This is a genomic window from uncultured Leptotrichia sp., from assembly GCF_938036635.1.
In the GTDB taxonomy this organism is placed as follows: Bacteria; Fusobacteriota; Fusobacteriia; order Fusobacteriales; family Leptotrichiaceae; genus Leptotrichia; species Leptotrichia hongkongensis.
Map to the genome: position 1 here is coordinate 1 of NZ_CALHQO010000555.1, position 1,172 is coordinate 1,172.

Below are 1,172 nucleotides of genomic sequence, written 5' to 3' on the forward strand. Positions count from 1 at the left end.
GAAATTGAAGATATTGATTTTAGAATTCTGGAATTTGATTTTAATGGCAAAATGGAAATTGAAGAAATGATAGGGCATGTGAAGAGGCTGTACAGCAACTAGCTGTTTTTTATGGGAAAATGTGCAGTAACTATGCTTAAAATAGCGAGGAAAGTTTATGAAGAAGAAAATAACGATATTGGCTGGCATACTGATGATTTTACTAGTAGGAATTGCAGGTGCAAAGGAAAAGAAGGTAAATAAGTCGAGAGAAAACAAAAAATTTGAAAAAGCCATGAGAAGTTTTGAAATGGAAGCGGTTATTATGACAACCAAGGGGAATATTTCCTTTTACTTGTATCCTGAAGCCGCTCCTAAAAATGTGGCAAATTTTGTATTTTTGGCAAAAAACAACTTTTATAACGGACTGACTTTTCATAGAATTATTCCGAATGGACTGATTCAGGGAGGAGATCCTGTGGGAGATGGAACTGGGACAGCTGGGTATTATTTGAAGGATGAATTTTCAGACTGGCTGACATTTGCACATGAAGGAATGCTTGCTTTTGCAAATTCTGGGCCTGATACAAACAGCAGCCAGTTTTTCATAACGATGAGTCCGCTGACTAACCTTAATAAAAAGCATACAATTATTGGCGGGACAAAAACTCGTGAGGATCTAGGTGTGCTAAGAACATTGAGGCAGGATGACAAGATACTGAATATTGATATAAAAGGTAAAAAGATTGATAAATTTCTAGATTATTTCCCTGAGGAAGTCAGCGAATGGGAAAGCAAGCTTGTAAAACCTGCAAAACGCTAAAGAATGAAAAGCTCCCTGCTTAAATCGGGGAGTTTTTCTTTTGATTATGCCTGAATTTGATTCAGATTTGTGCCAATATTCACAAATAAGGGTAAAAGTGATATAATAATAACAAATAAATAATGATGAGGGGGAAATTAATGCATAGGGAATTTGCGGAAATTTATGATGTTTTTATGAAATATGTAAATTATGACGAATGGTATAAATTTTTACAAATGTTTATCAAGAAAAAGGGAACTGTTCTTGATTTAGGATGTGGAACAGGGGAATTTATATTACGATTTTTAAAAGATGGGTTTACAGTGGTTGGAGTGGATTTATCAGAAAAAATGCTAGAAATGTCTGAAAAAAAATTATTAAAGAATAA

General features: G+C 34.0%; 2 protein-coding genes. Both read left to right on the forward strand.

Features of this window, described 5'->3' with window-relative positions; all coding sequences use genetic code 11:
- Window positions 1-157 precede the first annotated feature (157 nt).
- Entirely contained in the window at window positions 158-802 is a 645-nt protein-coding gene (locus Q0370_RS11175; protein ID WP_299575732.1) for a peptidylprolyl isomerase, read from the forward strand.
- A gap of 140 nt (window positions 803-942) precedes the next feature.
- Window positions 943-1,172: class I SAM-dependent methyltransferase (locus Q0370_RS11180; RefSeq protein WP_299575734.1), on the forward strand; the 230-nt coding region annotated here is incomplete at its 3' end.